This is a genomic window from Aeromonas sp. 604282, assembly GCF_049170575.1.
Classification (GTDB): domain Bacteria; phylum Pseudomonadota; class Gammaproteobacteria; order Enterobacterales; family Aeromonadaceae; genus Aeromonas; species Aeromonas veronii_A.
Map to the genome: position 1 here is coordinate 66,110 of NZ_JAAKMV010000010.1, position 17,816 is coordinate 83,925.

The following is a 17,816-nucleotide window of genomic DNA, read 5'->3' on the forward strand; positions in this document are numbered from 1 at the left end:
GATAACTGACTGCTATGGCAGATATCGCGCGTTTACCTCCGGTCATCATCAAAGGAATTCGCCGTGGTCAAAACCCTCAGTCGTCCCGTTGCCCAAGAGCCCGATCTGGCCCAGCTGGATGCCTGTCGCCAGATCATCGGTCAGCACTGCTACAGCACCCAGGAAGAGATCCGCCGCGAGCTGTCGGAGCGCGGCTTTGCCGACATCAGCCAGTCCACCATCTCCCGTCTGTTGCGCCGCCTTGGCGTTGCCAAGGCGCAGAATGCCAACGGCAAGAAGGTCTACACCCTGGTCGATGAGCAGCTGGAACCCGCCGGCAGTACCCGCTCGATCCACGACATGGTGCGCGAAGTGGTACACAACCAGCAGATGGTGCTGATCCACACCACCCCGGGAGCCGCCACCGTGGTGGCCCGCCTGCTGGATCGCAACGCCAATCCCGAGATCATGGGCGCCGTCGCGGGCAATGACGTGGTGCTGGTCGCGCCGCGCCATATCAGCCGCACCCGTCAGGCCCATGCCGCCGTGGTGCGCACCCTGGCGCAGGCCCGCTAAGCTCTCTCCCCCAAATGCACTGAGGCGACCCGCGGGTCGCCTTTTTGTTGCCTGCGACTTTGTGTCCATCACTTCTTGCGCTCATAAAAAACGGGAGCCCGCAGGCTCCCGTTTCATCTTGCTTGTCATCCTCAGGAGAGCACGGCACCCAGGCTCAGGCAGACCACGATCAGCACGGTCAGGATACCGAGCAGCGGAGCCACCCACTTCAGCCAGCGCACATAAGGCACCTTGGCGATGGCCAGGCCGCCCATGACCACGGCGGAGGTCGGGGTCACCAGATTCACCAGACCGGAGGCAGACTGGTAAGCAGTCACCACCAGATCGCGACCCACGTTGGCAAAGTCGGCCAGCGGCGCCATGATCGGCATGGTCAGTACGGCCAGACCGGAGGAGGACGGCACCAGGAAGGAGAGCACCACTTCCAGCACGAACATCACGTTGATAAAGACGATGGTGGAGAGGCCAGTCACGATCCCTTCTGCACTGTGCAAAATGGTGTGAGTGATCATGCCGTTATCCATTACCACCACGATACCGCGGGCGATACCGATGATCAGCGCCACACCCAGCAGGTCGCGGGCACCGTCGATAAAGTTGGAGGTCAACTCCTCCTCGCTCATACGGGAAATGAGACCAACGATGATGGCGGCAGCCAGGAACACACCGGAGATCTGCGCCATCCACCAGCCCAGCACGGCCACACCATAGATCATCACGGCAAAGGCGGCGACGAAGATACCCAGCACGATTTTACGGGTCAGGGTGAACTCCAGCATCTGGTCGCTCTTGTTGCCGAGGAAGTGGGCACGGTTCTCTTCCCACTTGTCAGCCACCAGAGATTTGCTCGGATCGCTGCGCACCATCTTGGCGTAACGCATGACGTAGGCAACGCAGAGCAGCCAACCGGCGACCAGCATGGCGACACGCAGCCAGATACCATCAGTGAAGGAGATCCCGGCGGCGTTGGCGGCGATAACGGTGGCAAACGGGTTGATGGTTGAGCCGAGAGTACCGATACCGGCGCCCAGCAATACGGTTGCCGCTGCCACCACAGGGTCGAAGCGGGCGGCCATCATCACCGGCACCAGCAGGGTGTAGAAAGGCAGCGACTCTTCGGCCATGCCGTAGATGGTGCCCCCTGCGGCGAACAGCGCCATCAGGATCGGGATCATCCACTCTTCACGGCCACGCAGACGGTCGGTCACACGTTCGATACCGGCATCGATGGCACCTGTCTTGGTCACAATGCCAAGAAAACCACCGATGATCAGGATAAAGAGAGAGACGTCGATGGCACCTGCCTCATAGGTGTCGTGGTTGTAGAGGCCATCGATAGGTGCCAGCAGCACGTCGACGATCCCCTGGGGATTCCCCTCCACCAGTTTGTAGGTACCCGCCACCGGCACTTCTTTGCCGAGGGCTTCGTTCATGGTCATCTCATATTTGCCGGCCGGCACTATCCAGCTCAGGGCGGCCACCAGGGCGATCAGCACAAACAGTATCGTGTAGGCTGACGGGAACTTGAATTTGGTCATGGTCCAGCTTCCTTCTGTGGGTGTGGTATCCATGCAGGCTGCGGGTTGTAGGGTTAGAGGTATTATGCCGCTGTCACATGGTCGAAAAGCCGGGGGTCGCCCCCCGGCACCACTACTGCGACCTTAGTCGCCCAGCGTAGCAACCATCACTGCCTTGATGGTGTGCATCCGGTTTTCGGCCTCGTCGAACACGATGCTGTGCTCGGATTCGAACACGTCCTCGGTTACTTCCAGGCCTTTCATGCCATATTTGTCAGCCACTTCCTTGCCCATGGTGGTCTCGTCGTTGTGGAACGCCGGCAGGCAGTGCATGAACTTCACATCCGGGTTCTTGGTGGCGTTGATGACATCCATGTTGACCTGATACGGGGTCATCAGTTTGACGCGCTGATCCCAGGCTTCTTTCGCTTCACCCATGGATACCCAGACGTCGGTGTAGAGGAAGTCAGCACCCAGCACACCCTCTTTCACATCTTCGGTCAGGGTGATGCGTGCGCCGGTCTCTTCGGCGATCTGGCGGCACTTGGCAACCAACTCCTCTTCCGGCCAGAAGGCTTTCGGCGCGACCAGACGGATGTCCATGCCCATTTTGGCGGCGCCGACCATCAGGGAGTTACCCATGTTGTTGCGGGCATCACCCAGGTAGGCGAACTTGATTTGATCCAGACGCTTGCCCTTGCCGTGCTCCAGCATGGTCATGAAGTCGGCCAGGATCTGGGTCGGGTGGAATTCGTTGGTCAGGCCGTTCCAGACCGGGACACCGGCGTAGGCGCCCAGTTCTTCGACGATCTCCTGACCGTAGCCGCGGTATTCGATACCGTCATACATGCGACCCAGTACACGAGCGGTGTCCTTCATGGACTCCTTGTGACCGATTTGGGAACCGCTTGGGCCAAGGTAGGAGACTTGCGCGCCTTGGTCGAAGGCCGCCACTTCAAACGCACAACGAGTACGGGTGGAGGTCTTCTCGAAAATCAGGGCGATGTTCTTGCCGACCAGATGCTTGCGCTCGTAGCCACCGTATTTGGCTTTCTTCAGGTCGATGGCCAGGTCGATCATGTATTGGATTTCGCGCGGGGTGAAGTCCAGCAGTTTCAGGAAGTTACGGTTACGCAGATTAAAAGCCATGATGAGTTCTCTCTATATATGTTTCAGACCAGTTCGGGCAGTAGTGTTGACTACGCATTCTCAGTACAGATGTCGGTAATTACGCATGTACGGTGCGGGTGGCGACGATATTGGTGCCGGCTTCACCCTTGAGGATGGCGAGGCCATCTTCCAGAGAGCCGATGCCGACCATGCCGCCGGTCGCTTTGACAAATTCACAGGAGGCTTCGACTTTCGGTCCCATGGAACCTGCGTCGAACTTGACCCCGGCCAGCTCGTCCGGGCTGGTGACTCGCAGCGGACGCTGGGTCGGTTTGCCCCAATCCAGATAGACGGCATCGGCGTCGGTCAGGATCAGCAGGGCGTCGGCCTTGATCTGCTTGGCCAGATAGGCGGCAGACATGTCCTTGTCGATGACGGCTTCGATACCGGTCAGGCTCTGGCCATCCCAGGTCACCGGGATACCGCCACCACCGGTACAGATGATGAGGTGGCCCTGGGCAATCAGGGTTTCGATGGCGTCGCCTTCAACGATGCGCTGGGGCAGCGGGGATGGCACTACACGGCGGAAGAACTTGCCGTCAGCCTTGACCACCCAATGCTTCTCTTCTGCCAGAGTGCGGGCTTCAGCCTCTTCGTAGACGGGGCCGATAAATTTGGTCGGATTGGCAAACGCCGGATCCTTGGGATCAACCTGCACCTGAGTCAGCAGCGCGGTGACATTGCGGCTCGGCATCAGGTTTTTCAGCTCCTGGATCAGCATGTAGCCGATCATGCCCTGGGACTCGGCACCCAGCACATCCAGCGGATAGGGGGATACCTTGGTATAGGCGCTGTTTTGCAGGGCCAGCAGGCCGACTTGCGGGCCGTTACCATGCACCAGTACCACGTTGTACTCCTGAGCGATCAGGGCGATGGTCTTGGCGGCAGTTGCAATGTTCTTGCGCTGGATATCCGCTTCCAGTGGCTCACCACGACGGAGCAGTGCATTGCCACCCAGAGCGACGACGACAGTTGGTTTTTTCATAGTGGTTAATCTCGAGTTTGGTTCTGTGTGGCGCCAGCTTCTGCCGGCGCCACGCCGTCTCATCAGATGCTGTCGCGTTCCATCGGGCAGCTCATGCAGCGGGCGCCGCCGCGGCCACGGCCCAGTTCATCACCCGGGATGGAGAGAACTGTGATACCGGCTTTGTCATACTTCTCGTTGGTGTAGGTATTGCGCTCGTAACCCACCACCACGCCGGGACGTACGGTCAGTACGTTGTTGGCGTCGTTCCACTGCTCGCGTTCGGCTTCGAAGCTGTCACCGCCAGTGGTGATGATCTTCAGCTGATCGACGCCCAATGCTTTCTCGATAGCGGTGACGAAGTAGCCCTCTTCCTTGATGTTCATGCCGGTGGCGCCGCCCGGAGTCAGGCTCCAGCACTGCACATCCTTGCGGATCACTTCCGGATAGACGGAGAAGGTATCGACATCCATGTGGGTCATGACGGTATCCAGGTGCATGCAGCTGCGGTGTTTCGGCAATTCCATGGCGATGACCTGTTTGGCCTGACCGTGTTTGAACAGGCTGCGAGCCAGGTGCTCGACACCTTGCGGGGTGGTGCGCTCGGACATGCCGATCAGCACGGCGCCGCGGCCGATAACCAGTACGTCGCCACCCTCAATGGTGGAGTTGTCGTAGTCACGCTCCTCGTCACCGAAGTACTTGATGAAGTCCTGACCGGCAAACATCGGGTGCCAGCGATAGATAGCCTTCACATGGTTGGTTTCGCGGCGACGAGCCGGCTTGGCCATCGGGTTGATGGAAACGCCACCGTAAACCCAGCAGGAGGTGTCACGAGTGAAGAGGTGGTTGGGCAGCGGCTCGATGATGAAATCGGTCGGAGCGTGCATGCCCACTACCATGTTGACACCGCTGTAGGGCATCTCGGAGTAAGTCAGGCCGCCGGAGAGAATGCGGGCCAGTTCGCGGTGCGGCATGTCAGCCAGGAAGCAGCGCACGTCGTTGGCAAAAGAAGAGCCGAGGCGGTAGTCGGAGACCTGATGTTGCAACAGCCAAGTTTTGGCTTCCGGCACATCAAGTGTTTCGGCCAGCAGATTGGTCAGCAGGAAAACTTCGACATTCTGATCGCGCAGTACCTGAGCGAATTTGTCGTGCTCCTGACCGGCGCGTTCAACAGACAGGACGTCATCGAACAGCAGATCCTGGCAGTTGGAAGGAGTCAGACGCTTCAGACTGAGGTTGGGTCGGTGCAACATGACACGGCGCAATTGGCCAACTTCAGAACCTACATAAAATTTGCTCATGATTATATTCCGTCTAGCAGTGGTCCCTGCGAGTGATTGAATAGATTCCTTCTATTCATGCTCGTGGCTAAGGCGGGATATTCTTTATGTAGGGTAATCGGCTTATGTTCTATCCTGCCCTTGCCTTTCGAAGCCGAGGTTAGACCTGCCAATCGCAATAAACTTAGACATTGATCACATTCACTTGGAACTGAATATATTCACCTTTCAATCTATGACTCCAGTAGCAATTTACGCATTTTCCTCCAAGCAAACCCTGAATCTTCATGCAAAACCACCCCGATATATTTCAGGTTGATTCATTTTTTATTCATGCCAACTCACTGGAGCGATTAAGTTCAAATAACAAAAACCGTTAAAAATCATAATAATAAATGAAAGGATAAATAGAATTTGAATATTACTCCCTAGGTATTGAATACATCGCCGTGACGAGGGGAACGCGGGAGAAATAAATACTCACATCGACCACATTCACTGCATAAATCTTTTCTTGTTCCAGATCATGGCATTGATGCCAACCCCATCAGGCTCGGCCCCATAAGTCACCACCTCTTTGTGCGGTTCAACTTAATATGCACAAAGTCCGCATCAAGGTGGGCAACCATCCTCGTCGGTCACCACAACGCCTTTTGATACTTTTTTCATTAATTGAATTTATTCGTCTCACCTTGCGCTGGCGCCAACCTCGACTTAACTCAGAAAGTGATCCAGATCACACAGGAATGGCACTATCAAGGAGTTGTTATGAAGATGAAACCCATGCTGTTGCTCGCGACTTTGCTGCTCTCTGCGCTCCCCACCCTCAGCCAGGCTGAAGGAGCCCCTGCCATGCCCATGGTGGTATGCCATGTCGACCAGGCCCCTCAAATGCTGGTGCCTGACTATGTCTGCCGCTGGCAGGGAGGCAGCGTTCATTACTAGTCGAAACAACGAGAGGAGCATCACTCCTCTCGCCTTGTGATGAGACAGGCCCCTCCTATACTGAAATCAGCGGTTTTCTCATGGATAGGGGAACGTCATGATCTTGTTGGTCGGTGGAGAGAAGGGGGGGAGTGGCAAGAGCTGCCTGGCACAAAATCTGGCGGTCTACCTCAGATCCCAATTTCAGGGGGAGGTGTTACTGGTCGACTGCGACCCGCAGCGCACCACCTCTGACTGGATTCAAGAGCGCAATGACAACCCGGAGCTGCCACAAATCAACTGCGTGCAGCTCTATGGCAATATTCGCAACGACCTGCTCAGCCTGAAAAACCGCTACGACTACGTCATCGTCGATTGCGGCGGGCAAGACAACCGGGCGCTGCGCTCCACCATGGCTGTCGCCACCCACGCCCTGATCCCCTTGCGCCCGAAACGCCGCGACCTCAAGACCCTGCCCCACATGGAAGATCTCATCACCACCTGCAAGATGGTCAACCCGACCCTCAATGCAGCCGTAGTGCTGACCCAGTGCCCCGCCCTGCCCAATCAGGTAAAACGCATTCTGGAAGCGAAAGAGGTTTGCTCCTCGTTCGGTGTCGACGTCCTGAACGCCATCACCTACGGCCGCAATGTCTATGACGACAGCGAAGAGAAGGGACTGTCGGTGATGGAGATCGAGCCAGATGGCAAATCCGCCGAAGAGATCCGGGCCATCGCCAAAGAGTTCCTGCAAGTGGGGGGGTGAGATGGGTCTGGCCGATCTGAAGAAAAAGCACCAGCTGCATCACCAGAAGAAGTTCACCGTCGACGAATTTATCGAAGATGCGGAGTTCTACGCCAAAGGCAAACCCAAGGTGGTCAGCCTTGAACTAGGCCTGCATCGTGACGAAGCCTTGTCGGCGCTGGCTTTTATCGAGAGCGGCGAGCACCTGAAGCCCAGCTACAAAAAAGCCACCTTCTCCATGAGCACGGTGGCCATCGACGAGCTGGGTAATCTGACCCAGCAAGACGGCATGAACAAGTCCCTGTTGCTGCGCCTCTTTACCCACTACTTCTCTTCGCTGACTCCTGAAGAGCGCCAGACCATCTATGAGCGGCTCAACCAGCGCTCATAATTTCTCCATTCAGCCGCTCTTTGTCTGCCTCGCCAACTCACCCCGAATGACCATCATCAGACTGCAAAATCTGTTTCTGAAGCAACCAAAACGCCGTGTAAGAGATCTGCCATTCCAGATGTAAGCCAACGGCCGAAAAGATCCCCGAGATAATCGGAAGATAAGATCTTAAAACATGAAGATGATAAGCTTAACTAGTTGTTTATAAATGAATAAATAGAAACCAACCACTTTCGAAATAGCTAATAACAAAAACGTTTTCCAATCTGGCGTTGTAGCCGGTTAGAAAATCCTTATAGTTACTCATGCACGGACGCAATGAAGTCGGTCAGGAAGACTGGCTGCCAGGGTTGGGCAAATGGACTCACCACAGGATGTGGTAAAGGACACCTCCCAGGACGGAGAAAGTGCGACGGGACAGGATGACTCGTCAGGTCAAGATGGCTAAAGGACACCCCAAAGGATTGGGAAGGGGAAACCTAAAGGAAGAGGTAAACAGTCAGGGATTGCAGGGAGCAACTTCGTTCAAGGATCTGAGCGATACGACTACCGGGGGCGACGCAAGTCGCCCCCATCTTTTTATCTGCGTTTCACCGCGACCACTGCTTGATTCCCAATTGCTTGCCTCAGCGCAGAGACTTCTTACCAGAACCTTCCCGACCCGCTGCTTAAGCAAAAATACATATGAAAGGGGCGCCACGATGGCGCCCTTCTCTGTTTTCTGTCGGCAAACAAGCTTATATCACGCGAGAAAACTGTTGCTGGCGCGCCTTGTTGCGCAAGTACACGTCGAAACACATGCAGATATTGCGGATCAGCAGCTGCCCGGTGGAGGAGACCTCCAGACCATCCTCCGTCATACGCACCAATCCATCGTTGATGAAGGTCTGCAGCAGCTTGAGATCGTCGGCAAAATATTCTCTGAAATTGAGATCGTGCGCCTGCTCGACAGACGCAAAGTTCAGACGGAAATCACAGATAAGCCGCTTGATCACCTCACGGCGGATCAGGTCATCCTGATTGAGCGAGCAGCCTTTCCACTGAGCATGACCCAGCTCTGCAACCTGTGCGTAATAGGTCTTGAGCTCTTTCTGGTTCTGGGAGTAGGCATCACCGATCATGCTGATGGAGGAGACCCCCAGCCCCAGCAAATCGCAATCACCTTGAGTGGTATAGCCCTGGAAGTTGCGGTGTAGCTTGCCCTCGCGCTGCGCGACCGCCAGTTCGTCATCGGGTTTGGCAAAATGGTCCATGCCGATGAACTGGTAACCCTGACCGGTGAGGAAGGCGATGGTGTCCTGCAGCATGGCCAGTTTCTCCTGCGGCGCAGGCATATCCACCTCTTTCAACTTGCGCTGGGCGGCAAAGCGGCTCGGCAGATGGGCATAGTTGAAGATGGAGAGGCGCGCCGGATCCGTCTTGAGCACCTCTTCCAACGTATGGTGGAAGCTGGCACGATCCTGATGCGGCAGGCCATAGATAAGGTCGAGGTTGGTCGAACGGAAACCCAGTTCTCTGGCTCGTTCCAACATGGCTTTAATAAAGTCGTTGTCCTGCTCGCGGTTGACTGCGACCTGTACATCCTTGTTGAAGTCCTGCACCCCGAGGCTGATGCGGTTGAAGCCGACATCTCGCAACACATCCAGCATGGTAATGGCGATCTCGCGCGGATCGACCTCGATGCTGAACTCCCCCTCTTCGGCGAAATGGAAGTGCTCACGCAGCATGGCCATCAGGCGGCGCGTTTGCGCTTCATCCAGATAGGTGGGTGTACCGCCACCCCAGTGCAGCTGGGTGACCATACGGTGCTTGAAGAGCGGGGCTTGCGCCTTGATCTCCTGCTCCAGGTAGTCGAGATACTCGTCAGCCTTGTGCTGATGACGGGTAATGACCTTGTTGCAGCCGCAGTAGTAGCAGAGCTTGTGACAGAAAGGGATATGCACGTAGAGCGACAGATTGCGCTCGGGATACTGGCCGGCTGCGCGGACAAAATCCGGATAGCCGAAGCTCTCGTTGAACTCCAGCGCAGTGGGATAAGAGGTGTATCGCGGGCCACTGTAGTTATATTTTTCGATCAGGGCCTGATCCCACACAATCTGTTCTGCTTGCACGCTCGCTTCCTCTCTTGTTGTTATTGTTGGCTCACCGACCTAACTGAAAATCCTTCAGCTGGGCCACATCCTTGAGGATCTGAGCCTCCAGCTCGGCCTCGTAGCCGCTTCGTTCGAGATCCATCTTCATCACTTCATTGCGCTTGAGGGCACGTCTGGCTTCATGAGTCGGCATATCTTTCACCTTCTCATACAGCCCGTACAGACCCGGGAACTCGGCAACGAACGCTCGCCCCCCCTTGATCTGCAACGCATCCAGCAGATTGGTCAGCCGAATGGCGCCTTCGGAGTAATCGCACTGCCCCTCCTGCACCGCATGGGCAATGACCCGCACGCTCTCCAGAATTCGTTCATTGCGAGCGGTAATCGCCTGCCACTGCATCGCTTGCTGTCGCCTCAGCCTGGCCAGCAGCATGCCTGCATAGATGGCCAACCCTGACAAAATCAGGCCGCCCAACAGGGCGGCCAGCATCCATCCACTCATCACTTTTTCTTCGGCTCAGGCTTGGGTTCCGGCTTGAAATCGACCTGGTTGAAACGGTCCCACAACTCCTCTTCGGAGGCTGGTTTCTGCTCGTTGAACTCGGCGTCATCGCCATCATCAAACGGCAGCTCATCATCTTCATCATCGTCGTTGTCGATGATGCCCAGCTCATCCATCAGCTCCTGATAACGGTCGACGCGCTGATCAACCCAGGCCTGCTCGGCCGCTTCCAGGATTTCACCGGCATCCAGACGATCCAGCAGATCATTCAAGCGGTCATCGTTTTCGATAGAAGCCAGTTCCTGCTCGGGGGTCATCACCAGCTTCTTCTCTTTCACCGCCTTGGGTGCTGCCGGCTTCTTCTGTTTGTCATCAACCACCAGTACTACCGGCTTTCGGGAACCGATACGCGGATCTTTGGACTGGCTGTTGCCAGACTTGTTCTTCGGCTGTTCAACTTGCTGACGAGAACCAGCCTTCAGGCCTTTGCGCTTGGCAGCCCGTTTACGCTCACGGCCTTCCTGAGCACTGACATCAGATTCTTTGCGCTTGCCAGTAGGCTTGCGAGTGGGTTGTTTGGCAGACATGAATGGCTAACTCCGAAAAATAACTGGTTTGACCCGTACCCGGGATGATCTCACCCGGTGGGATACGATGCGAGGAACAGTAAGGCTGGAACAAGAGCAGGATCCCGCACCAATCAGGCCCAATCAGGCCACTGAACACCGCAGGATCGGTATCCTCTGGGCATGTTGCTGGTATTTTGACACAAAATGGCTAATCGGGTTAATGACCCAAAAGAAAAAAGGCAGCCGAAGCTGCCTTGATATGTTCATGCGTGCGCCATCCTGAATGGCAAAACAATCTGTTTCGTCCTCTCCGTGACAACATGTCGCCGCATCATATCGTTGTGTGGTCATCCTGACCTTATATTGGTCGTTCCTGAATGTGCGTGTGCCTGTTTGACCCGTCTCGACCGCATCCTGCCATCGTGCCGGGGAGTCTGCATCCCGCAACCCCATCCCGCTCCGGAGATGGTCACCATCCTGATCCTTCAATCCTTTGCCAGCTCATCCGAGCCCATGACATCCCGCCACGCCAGCCATCCTCTGCTCACAACACCCTGTCGTGAAACCGCCACCCAATCCGTGGGTGAATCCATTAAGCCTACTGTACCAACTCTATAAAGCGGCTCAATCCACTCAAAAGATTCTCAACATGTCGAAAAATATCAAAATTAATATAATCTATTGATAAATAATGATTATTTAATATTTTATGCAATTTTATGAGCCTTGGCCTGCCTTGAGAATGGGAGATCTCTTACAGAACGGGGGGATTAAACCGAGAATTATCTGAAAGCCATAAAAACAACGGGGAGCCCAGGCTCCCCGTTTCAACTCAAATCGACCGTATCGACTATATCAGTGCAGACCCGCCACATATTTGGAGAGGGCTTCGATATCCTGATCAGTCAGTTTCTTGGCAACGTCCCGCATCATGCCATTCGGATCATTGTCACGCGTCCCGGCACGGAATGCGGTGAGCTGAGCTTTGATATAGGCAGGATGCTGGCCGGACAGGTTGGGATACTTCGCCTGTTCGACACCCGAGCCACGGGGACCATGGCAAGCCGTACAAGCTGCCAGACCGCGACTCATGTCACCACCCATATAGAGTGCCTTGCCCGCTTCGACCACGTCGTCAGGGACAGCGATCGGGGTAACCTTCAGGCTGGAGAAATAAGCCGCCAGGTCATCCATGTCCTGTTCCGACAAAGGTAACGCCATCGGCCCCATCACTGGCGCAACCCGGCCAATTTGACCAGAAGCGGCAGCCTTCAGTTCAACTAACTGCTTTTTGATATATGATGCGTGCTGACCAGCAATTTTGGGGTACATATCAACCAGGCTGTTTCCGTCCGGTCCATGACAAGCCGCACAAACGGCAGCCTTGGTCTGTCCCGCAGCGGCATCGCCCTTGGCTTGTGCCATCCCCGTTACGCCAACCATCAGAGCAAGAGTAATGACTAGGTTCTTCATGGCGTTCCAACTTTTCGTTATTAGGCTTCCAGATCCCATGCCGCTGAAGGCATGTTAAAATAAACGCGTTTAAGCGACGCTATTTTACACCATTTTACAAAAAAGTAACTCTATAACCCTCTATCTCCATGGGGAATTTACGTTGGATACACAAACTCTGAATTTCAATAAGGTGCATTTTGTGACCAGCGCACCCGACATCCGTCACCTGCCAAATGATGGGGGTGTCGAGATCGCGTTTGCCGGCCGTTCCAACGCCGGTAAGTCATCTGCATTGAACACCTTAACCAAACACAAGAACCTGGCGCGCACCAGTAAGACACCCGGTCGTACCCAGCTGATCAACCTGTTTGAGCTGGAACCGGGCAAGCGTCTGGTCGACTTGCCGGGTTATGGTTATGCGCAAGTTCCGCTGGAAATGAAGCTCAAGTGGCAAAAGTCACTGGCAGAGTATCTGCAGCGCCGTGAGTCATTGAAAGGTCTGGTGATCCTGATGGACATCCGCCACCCGCTCAAAGATACCGACATGAACATGCTGGAGTGGAGCTCGCACCGTCAGTTGCCCGTCATGCTGCTGCTGACCAAGGCTGACAAATTGAGCCCAGGCCCGCGCAACAACCAGGTGATCAAGGTGCGCCAAGCCGTTGCCAACCTCGGTTCCCAGATCCAGGTCGAAGCGTTCTCCTCCCTCACCAATATCGGTGTGGAGAAGCTGGCGCAAACCCTGACCGAATGGTACGTCAGTGGTGACGATACCGACCTGCTGGACGCTGATGAACAGCAACCTGCCGAGGAGTAATCTACTCCTCGCTCTCCTTGCAATTGGCGGAGCACTCCTCCGCTGATTGAAAGGGTTTCAGATTGCCGCTTTCACCTGCCTCACGACAAATACCCCGCATTCGCCTCCCCTGCTATATCCAATACTGCTTAAAGTTCATATAGATAGGCAGTTAATTCACAAAAATAATTAACTTAAGTAGGCGTTGATAGCGTTTTCAAATTCGTTCTTTCAAAACGAACAAGAATTACAAAAAGAGACAAAAATGAAATTTAATTACAAGCTCTAACCGAAAGGGATAAAAATGAGGCCGGACGACAGTGATGCCATCCAGCCTGAAATAATAAGTTCAAAAAATTGGGAAGAAGTTGAATCTTGAGTACCAGACGACAGGTATTCCTCAAGAAGCAGCCTCATTCTATCAAATGCATCGTCAATTTAAAGCATTTACTCTAAATGATGCGCATAAAAAAACACCCCGACGAGAACCTCATCGGGGCAGCTATTCAGCCACATTCAATTACGTGAAATAAAAGGTCTGAAAGATAGAACATCTTACCTCTGTACCCTACGCAAACAACTGTACAGCAAAGCAGCAGAAAGTGAAAGTAATTTATGTAATTTAGTTTCACAACTTACAGATTAAGAAAAAACCTTTTATTTTCATGCAGATAAAAAAATCCCCAGTACGAATACCGGGGAGTTATAAAGGTGACTAGCTAGCACTTCCTCAACTATCTAGTTAGTCAGCGCCATTTCAAAGTAGTTCCGCTACAAAACAAAAAAACTTTGAAAAATCAGAGGTAGATAGCGCCATCTTCAGCAAACTCTTGTTCTTCAATGAGTTTTTCAGCCATGTCTTCAATATCAAAACGTACACTTTCGAAGGCTCTGACGATGTCATCCTCCCTCGTCAGCGCCAGACCTGTCATTCTCTCCAGCCGCCGCTGGCTGATGTAACAATCTATCAGCGCCCCCATCTGCTGGGCAGGAAAACGCACCCGCTGTTCGTCAGCCTGCCACTCCATCAGGTCGGGAAACAGAATACCCTGGTTCATATCACCCCCAAGTTACGCTTCAACTCTCTCAATACCTGTTTAGTCCCGGGACGAATTCCGCGCCACACGGTAAACGCTTCGGCGGCCTGTTCCACCAGCATGCCGAGTCCATCCATGGTTTGACGGGCCCCATGCTGCTTGGCCCAACTGATAAACGCCGTATCCGAGGCGCCATACATCATGTCGTAGATGGCAATATCAGTGTGGATCAGGGCAGGGGCCAACGGCGGTAGCTCTCCTTGCAGGCTGGCAGAAGTCGAATTGATGACGAGCTCGAACGGACCAGCCAACTGCTCATAGGTCTGGGCAGTCACAGGCCCCAGATCGCAGAATTCGGCAGCCAACTGTTGCGCTTTTGTGTGGGTACGGTTGGCGATCACCAGCTCGCTCGGCAACTCAGCCAGCAGCGGCGCCAATGCACCACGAGCCGCGCCACCGGCACCCAGCAGCAGGATCCGGCTATCCGCCAGCATCACACCATGGGACTTGAGATCGGCGACCAATCCAGCGCCATCGGTATTATCCCCCAGCAACACGCCATCATCGGTCAGCTTGATGGTATTGACCGCGCCCGCCCGCTTGGCCCTTGGGCTCAAGCGATCGACCAGAGTGAATGCCTGCTCCTTAAAGGGAACGGTGACATTGCATCCCTTGCCCCCTTGGCCAAAGAAGGTGCGCAGGGCTTGGGCAAACTCGTCGACGGCAGGTTCAGCCAGCCCATACTCCAGCTCTTGCTGGGTTTGTCTGGCAAACAGGGTGTGAATGAAGGGGGACTTGCTGTGGCGCACAGGGTGGCCAAAAACCAGATAACGATCCATCAAAGAGTTCCATCAGAGGGCAATATTCCGATTTAACGGGTTTTCACTCTCGGGAACAAGCCGAATAACGGCCAGTAAAAAGGGACCATCATGGTCCCTCTGGTCACAGCCACTCTCGCGGCGTGAGGTAATCGGTGTAGAGCAAGGCTTCAGGAGTGCCCGCCTCCGGCTGCCAGTCATACTCCCAACGGGCCAGCGGTGGCATCGACATCAGGATCGACTCGGTACGTCCGCCGGTCTGCAACCCGAACAGGGTGCCACGGTCATACACCAGATTGAACTCCACATAACGGCCGCGACGATAGAGCTGGAACTCCCGCTCCCGCTCGCCATAGGGTAGAACCTTGCGTCGTTCAATGATCGGCAGGTAAGCATCAAGATAACCCCGACCTACCGCCTGCATAAAGGCAAAGCAGTCGGCAAAGGGCCAGCGATTCAGATCGTCGAAGAAGAGACCGCCCACCCCCCGTGTCTCGTTGCGGTGCTTGAGGAAGAAGTAGCGATCGCACCAAGATTTGAACTCGGGGTAGATCTCATCACCGAACGGCTGGCAGAGATCACGGGAGACCTGATGCCAGAGCTGCACATCCTCGGCAAACGGATAGAAGGGCGTCAAATCGAAGCCACCGCCAAACCACCAAATGGGCTCTTCGCCTTCCTTCTCGGCGATGAAGAAACGGACGTTGGCGTGGCTGGTCGGCACATAGGGGTTATGCGGATGGATCACCAGCGACACGCCCATCGCCTCGAACTTGCGACCGGCCAACTCGGGCCGATGTGCTGTAGCAGAGGCAGGCATGGCATCGCCATAGACATGGGAGAAGTTGACGCCCCCCTGCTCGATCACCGCGCCGTGGCGCAGCACACGGGTGCGACCACCGCCACCGCCTTCACGGCTCCAGGCATCTTCCACAAAGTGTCCACTGCCATCGGCCTGCTCCAGACCACGGCAGATCTCGTCCTGCAACTGCAACAGGAAGGCCTTGACCTGGGCCACATCCGGTTTGCTCATCTTGTCTCCAGTCAGGCAGGATCGTGAACGCCCTGTCCATTTTTATAGTTAAATCAATCCGGTGAGCTCACCGCTCAGCGGATTGATGGCAAATCATGACGTATCCGCCAGCTCAGGAGGGGCGAATAATGGCGCCAGTTCGGGCGTCCTTGATCTCTGATGGATTGGCTTGACCACCCACTTCACCGGGCAGGATATAGGCTAACTTGCTTGCCAGCCGCTCACCGATATCGGCCACCCGACGGGCAGGCTCCTCACCGGTCAGGTTGGCGCTGGTAGAGACCAGCGGCTTGCCAAAGGCACGGCACAACGCCTGTACCTGAGGATGAGCCGTCACGCGCACCGCCAGGGTCTCGAACTGCCCGGTCAGCCAGGCCGGCGTCGTTGCACGGGCAGGCATGATCCAGGTAAAAGGACCGGGCCAACTGGCTTCAACCCGAGCCAACTGCTCACCGCTAAGCTGACTCAGATCGATGTAATCCTGTAATTGCGCCACGTCGGCAGCAATCAGGATCAACCCCTTATCTACCGGACGCTGTTTGATGGCCAGCAATCGCTGTACCGCCACTTCGGAGTCGGGATCACAACCCAGACCAAACACGGCCTCGGTCGCATAAGCGATCACCCCTTCCTGCTGGAGGGCGGCAACCGCCTGTTCAATTTCATTTGGCATAGGAAAAATGCGGCAGCCTGGCTGCCGCCTCGTCACTTGGTAGCAAGTTGAATTCGTATGGCGGCGACCATGGCAAAGTGACGTGTTGCTGTAGCACAGAAAATACGACACTTCCGGATCGCCACCCGTTCACTTACTTGAGTTGAGCCTGCAGGGCGGCATCCTTGGCCATCACCTCTTCGGCATTCTTCTGGCGTTCGGCCCGAACCTTGGCCGCCAGTTCATCATCGGCTACTGCCAGCATCTGGGCTGCCAGATAACCTGCGTTCTTGGCACCGGCTTTGCCGATCGCCACGGTAGCCACCGGTACACCACCCGGCATCTGCACGGTAGAGAGCAGCGCATCCAGCCCCTTGAGCGGGCCACCATCGATGGGCACTCCGATCACAGGACGAGTCGTGATGCCGGCTACGGCACCCGCCAGGTGCGCAGCCAGACCGGCAGCACAGATAAAGACCTTGCAGCCACGGGCCTCGGCATCGGTCACATACTGATGGGTCGCAGCCGGCGTGCGGTGCGCGGAGGTGACTTTGACTTCCACTGCGATATCAAATGACTTGAGCACCTCGAGAGTACTCTGCATCACGGGGAAATCAGAATCAGAGCCCATCAATACGGCAACAAAGGGTTTATTCATGGTGGGAATTTCCTTACTCCAAGTGGGGGGTTGAAGTTCACCGAAAACGTTTCAATCCGGTTGCGGCGGCGGGATTATACCTGCTCACTTTGGTGGCCGCATTTCTTTTGCGGACAGACCCAACGCAGCGTTCCCCTCACTTTTTTCTCGACCATGATGCCCCAACCACACGCGGGACAAGGCATGGGGATCGGCTTGTCGTTCACCACATATTTGCAATGGGGATAGCCATCACAGGAGTAAAATTGCTTGCCGTAGCGGGAGGTCCGGCTCACCAGATGACCCTTGCCGCACTCGGGGCAGAGGATCTGGGTATCATCGCTCTCCTGCAGGGATTCGATGTGCTGACAGGCCGGATACTGAGTGCAGCCGACAAACAGACCGTAACGCCCCTTCTTGATCGCCAGCGGCTGTCCGCAATCGGGACAGGCAGAGCCTTCGAGCACCTTTTCGATGTCGCGGCCGGATGGCGTCAGGGAGCGGATGTAATCACAGGCAGGATAGGCAGAACAGCCGAGAAAGGGGCCATGTTTGCCCTGGCGGATCACCAGCTCGGCCCCGCACTGCGGGCACGGCTCGCGCTCGAAGGCATGTTCGTGGGCTGAAAAGAGGTGATGATCGATTTTTGACATGGGCCGCGCCTTGAAATCCAGA

19 protein-coding genes are annotated in these 17,816 nt (G+C 55.4%); 5 read left to right on the forward strand and 14 right to left on the reverse strand.

Annotated features, from left to right (window positions below; translation table 11 throughout):
* Nucleotides 1-63: 63 nt before the first annotated feature.
* On the forward strand, nucleotides 64-555 hold the full coding sequence (locus tag G5367_RS13100; RefSeq protein ID WP_005339728.1) for an arginine repressor: 492 nt from the start codon (nucleotides 64-66) through the stop codon (nucleotides 553-555).
* A gap of 131 nt (nucleotides 556-686) precedes the next feature.
* Here the strand turns inward: G5367_RS13100 and G5367_RS13105 are convergent, their stop codons facing one another.
* The 4 genes from G5367_RS13105 to arcA form a co-directional block, all read right to left on the reverse strand.
* A complete protein-coding gene (locus tag G5367_RS13105; RefSeq protein ID WP_005339725.1) occupies nucleotides 687-2,093 on the reverse strand; it encodes a YfcC family protein in 1,407 nt (468 codons plus the stop codon).
* 123 nt (nucleotides 2,094-2,216) lie between these two features.
* The gene (gene argF, locus G5367_RS13110) at nucleotides 2,217-3,221 is read right to left on the reverse strand and encodes an ornithine carbamoyltransferase (protein WP_021231476.1); all 1,005 of its coding nucleotides are present in this window, start codon (nucleotides 3,219-3,221) and stop codon (nucleotides 2,217-2,219) included.
* 79 nt (nucleotides 3,222-3,300) lie between these two features.
* Nucleotides 3,301-4,227 (reverse strand): carbamate kinase, encoded by a 927-nt coding sequence (gene arcC, locus G5367_RS13115; protein WP_005339719.1) that lies wholly within the window; start codon nucleotides 4,225-4,227, stop codon nucleotides 3,301-3,303.
* 62 nt (nucleotides 4,228-4,289) lie between these two features.
* Nucleotides 4,290-5,510 carry an arginine deiminase gene (gene arcA / locus G5367_RS13120; protein ID WP_043850716.1) on the reverse strand — a complete coding sequence of 407 codons (1,221 nt, stop codon included), beginning with the start codon at nucleotides 5,508-5,510 and terminating at the stop codon, nucleotides 4,290-4,292.
* 747 nt (nucleotides 5,511-6,257) lie between these two features.
* Here arcA and G5367_RS13125 point away from each other — a divergent pair.
* The 3 genes from G5367_RS13125 to G5367_RS13135 all read left to right on the forward strand — a co-directional run bounded on the left by G5367_RS13125 (nucleotide 6,258) and on the right by G5367_RS13135 (nucleotide 7,549).
* Nucleotides 6,258-6,434, forward strand: a complete 177-nt coding sequence (locus G5367_RS13125; RefSeq protein ID WP_181281680.1) for a hypothetical protein — start codon at nucleotides 6,258-6,260, stop codon at nucleotides 6,432-6,434.
* 97 nt (nucleotides 6,435-6,531) lie between these two features.
* A complete protein-coding gene (locus G5367_RS13130) occupies nucleotides 6,532-7,179 on the forward strand; it encodes an AAA family ATPase (RefSeq protein WP_335862992.1) in 648 nt (215 codons plus the stop codon).
* 1 nt (nucleotide 7,180) lies between these two features.
* Entirely contained in the window at nucleotides 7,181-7,549 is a 369-nt protein-coding gene (locus G5367_RS13135; protein WP_005339715.1) for a hypothetical protein, read from the forward strand.
* Nucleotides 7,550-8,286: 737 nt separating this feature from the next.
* On the opposite strand, the gene hemN is transcribed toward G5367_RS13135, so the two are convergent.
* The 4 genes from hemN to G5367_RS13155 form a co-directional block, all read right to left on the reverse strand.
* A complete protein-coding gene (gene hemN, locus G5367_RS13140) occupies nucleotides 8,287-9,660 on the reverse strand; it encodes an oxygen-independent coproporphyrinogen III oxidase (RefSeq protein WP_421245179.1) in 1,374 nt (457 codons plus the stop codon).
* Between the two features lie 31 nt (nucleotides 9,661-9,691).
* Nucleotides 9,692-10,132 (reverse strand): DUF2489 domain-containing protein, encoded by a 441-nt coding sequence (locus G5367_RS13145; protein ID WP_005339712.1) that lies wholly within the window; start codon nucleotides 10,130-10,132, stop codon nucleotides 9,692-9,694.
* An 11-nt stretch (nucleotides 10,133-10,143) separates the two neighbouring features.
* Entirely contained in the window at nucleotides 10,144-10,731 is a 588-nt protein-coding gene (gene yihI, locus G5367_RS13150; RefSeq protein WP_421245178.1) for a Der GTPase-activating protein YihI, read from the reverse strand.
* A gap of 837 nt (nucleotides 10,732-11,568) precedes the next feature.
* Nucleotides 11,569-12,186 (reverse strand): c-type cytochrome, encoded by a 618-nt coding sequence (locus G5367_RS13155; RefSeq protein ID WP_005339710.1) that lies wholly within the window; start codon nucleotides 12,184-12,186, stop codon nucleotides 11,569-11,571.
* Nucleotides 12,187-12,328: 142 nt separating this feature from the next.
* Between G5367_RS13155 and yihA the strand changes: the two genes are divergently transcribed.
* A complete protein-coding gene (gene yihA, locus G5367_RS13160; protein WP_026034975.1) occupies nucleotides 12,329-12,985 on the forward strand; it encodes a ribosome biogenesis GTP-binding protein YihA/YsxC in 657 nt (218 codons plus the stop codon).
* A gap of 776 nt (nucleotides 12,986-13,761) precedes the next feature.
* On the opposite strand, the gene G5367_RS13165 is transcribed toward yihA, so the two are convergent.
* From G5367_RS13165 to G5367_RS13190, 6 genes are all read right to left on the reverse strand, one after another.
* Nucleotides 13,762-14,022 carry a DUF1488 domain-containing protein gene (locus G5367_RS13165; RefSeq protein ID WP_019445781.1) on the reverse strand — a complete coding sequence of 87 codons (261 nt, stop codon included), beginning with the start codon at nucleotides 14,020-14,022 and terminating at the stop codon, nucleotides 13,762-13,764.
* A complete protein-coding gene (gene aroE / locus G5367_RS13170) occupies nucleotides 14,019-14,840 on the reverse strand; it encodes a shikimate dehydrogenase (protein ID WP_421245228.1) in 822 nt (273 codons plus the stop codon). The genes G5367_RS13165 and aroE overlap by 4 nt, the downstream gene beginning before the upstream one ends.
* A 103-nt stretch (nucleotides 14,841-14,943) precedes the next feature.
* The gene (gene hemF / locus G5367_RS13175; protein ID WP_216979902.1) at nucleotides 14,944-15,852 is read right to left on the reverse strand and encodes an oxygen-dependent coproporphyrinogen oxidase; all 909 of its coding nucleotides are present in this window, start codon (nucleotides 15,850-15,852) and stop codon (nucleotides 14,944-14,946) included.
* Nucleotides 15,853-15,964: 112 nt separating this feature from the next.
* Nucleotides 15,965-16,525: an L-threonylcarbamoyladenylate synthase gene (locus tag G5367_RS13180; protein ID WP_216979901.1), complete on the reverse strand. Its 561-nt coding sequence runs from the start codon at nucleotides 16,523-16,525 to the stop codon at nucleotides 15,965-15,967.
* Nucleotides 16,526-16,658: 133 nt separating this feature from the next.
* Entirely contained in the window at nucleotides 16,659-17,162 is a 504-nt protein-coding gene (gene purE / locus G5367_RS13185) for a 5-(carboxyamino)imidazole ribonucleotide mutase (protein WP_005341951.1), read from the reverse strand.
* Nucleotides 17,163-17,236: 74 nt separating this feature from the next.
* A complete protein-coding gene (locus G5367_RS13190) occupies nucleotides 17,237-17,794 on the reverse strand; it encodes a type I DNA topoisomerase (protein WP_042054851.1) in 558 nt (185 codons plus the stop codon).
* Nucleotides 17,795-17,816 lie beyond the last annotated feature (22 nt).